At 65.7% G+C, this 1,830-nt stretch carries 2 protein-coding genes; one reads left to right on the top strand and one right to left on the bottom strand.

All coding sequences use genetic code 11. The annotated features are described in order from the left end of the window. Positions 1 to 280, bottom strand: a 280-nt coding sequence (locus tag HB681_RS37555; protein WP_256735273.1) for a helix-turn-helix domain-containing protein, incomplete at its 3' end; no start/stop codon positions are given. Between the two features lie 205 nt (positions 281 to 485). Between HB681_RS37555 and HB681_RS37550 the strand changes: the two genes are divergently transcribed. Then, a partial coding sequence (locus HB681_RS37550) for an MFS transporter (protein WP_213959975.1) occupies positions 486 to 1,830 on the top strand: 1,345 nt, incomplete at its 3' end.

Here is a 1,830-nt window from a genome sequence, read left to right as displayed (position 1 = left end):
ACGGTCCGGGCTTGCCCGTGAGCGGCTGCGCCCTGGCGTTGAGTGCATCGAGCTCGTCGTTGACCACCTGCAGCAGGAGGTCACGTTTGTCCCGGGCGTAGACAAACACGGTCCCTGTCGACACTTCGGCCCGCTGCGCAATCTCGCGCGTGGTGGCAGCGTCGTAACCGTGCTCGATGAACACGGCGCGCGCGGCTTCCATGATGCGGCGCCGCTTGTCAACCTTGCTGCGCGCGCGCAGGCCCACCGGGGGCAGCGGATCGGATTTGGGCTTGGGCATGAGTGGCCGGACTCCTTGGCAAGTGGGCTGAGGGCTGAGATGCGTGCATGACGATATGCGCAAGCGATGTCGGCTGACACAGCCTGCGGGAAACAAGCCGAACCTTAACCCATTGACGCGAATATTGAGCGTGGTTAATATTGAGCACGCTCAAAACAAATCACAACCTGCGGCACCGGGCGTCAATGCCGCAAGGAGACAAGAAATGAACCCCACTGCCACTGCCAGAAGCGGCGAGTTGCGCCGTGCCATCGACGAGGGCGCGATGACGCCATTCCAATGGGCGGCCGTCACGGTCTGCATCATGCTGATCATGCTCGACGGCTTTGACGTGCTGGTGATGGCGTTCACTGCCGCACCCATCTCAGCGGAATGGAAGCTCAGCGGCGCCGAACTCGGCGTGCTCTTCAGTGCCGGGCTGTTCGGCATGGCCGCCGGCTCACTCTTTCTGGCACCCTGGGCGGACCGCTTTGGCCGGCAGCCGATCATCTTGGTGTGCCTGGTAGTGATCGCCCTCGGGATGTTCGCGTCCGGATTTGCCCAGAGCAGCTGGCAACTCGGGGCCCTGCGCGCGCTCACCGGGGTGGGCATTGGCGGCATGCTCGCCAGCGTTGGTGTCATCACTGCCGAATATTCTTCCAACCACTGGCGCAGTACGGCGGTCGCGCTGCAGGCGACGGGCTATCCGATCGGCGCCACCATCGGCGGCAGCATTGCCGCGCTGTTGCTGGCCAAGTACGGCTGGCGCTCGGTATTCATCTTTGGCGGGATCGCCACCGCGGCGATGATCCCGGTGGTCCTGTGGCGGCTGCCCGAGTCGTTCGACTTCCTCCTTGCCAAGCGGCCCCGGGGCGCCCTGCAAAAACTCAATGCCTTGCTCGGCAAGATGAACCGCCCGACGCTGGCGCAACTTCCCCCCGAGCAGGCCGACGTGGCCGACTCAGGCCGCAACAGTTTCTCGGCACTGTTTGCACCGGGCATGCTGGCGCAGACGCTGATGATCTGGGGAGCGTTCTTCCTGCTCATGTTCAGCTTCTATTTCGCGCTCAGCTGGACGCCGAAGTTGCTGGTGCAGGCCGGGCTGTCAGCACAGCAGGGCATCACGGGCGGCGTGCTCCTCAATGTCGGCGGTATCGTGGGGGGCAGCGTGTTCGGCCTGCTGGCCGCACGCATGAACCTCGGCTCGCTCACCGCCTCCAGCATGGTGCTGACCGCGCTGGCCATGGCGGCGTTCGGCTACTTCACCTCGAGCCTGGCAGTCGCCTTCGCGATTGCCTTCGGCATCGGCGCATTCATCTTCGGCTCCATGGCGGGCCTGTACGCCTTTGCGCCGGTGGTCTACCCGGCCGCGATGCGCAGCACCGGGATGGGCTGGGCCATTGGAATCGGCCGCGTCGGCGCGATCCTGGCGCCGTTGACGGCCGGCGTGCTACTCGACAAGGGCTGGAGCCCACCGCACCTGTACTACGCCTTCGCGCTGCCGCTGCTCGCCGCGATGCTCACGGTGCTCGCGTTGCGCGCGCACACCCGCGGCGCAGCCGACGCCGGCG

It is taken from the genome of Variovorax sp. dw_954 (assembly GCF_018449755.1).
Taxonomy (GTDB): Bacteria; Pseudomonadota; Gammaproteobacteria; order Burkholderiales; family Burkholderiaceae_C; genus Variovorax.
The sequence above is the reverse complement of the archived record's forward strand: the minus strand, read 5'-3'. Positions and strand labels throughout refer to the sequence as shown.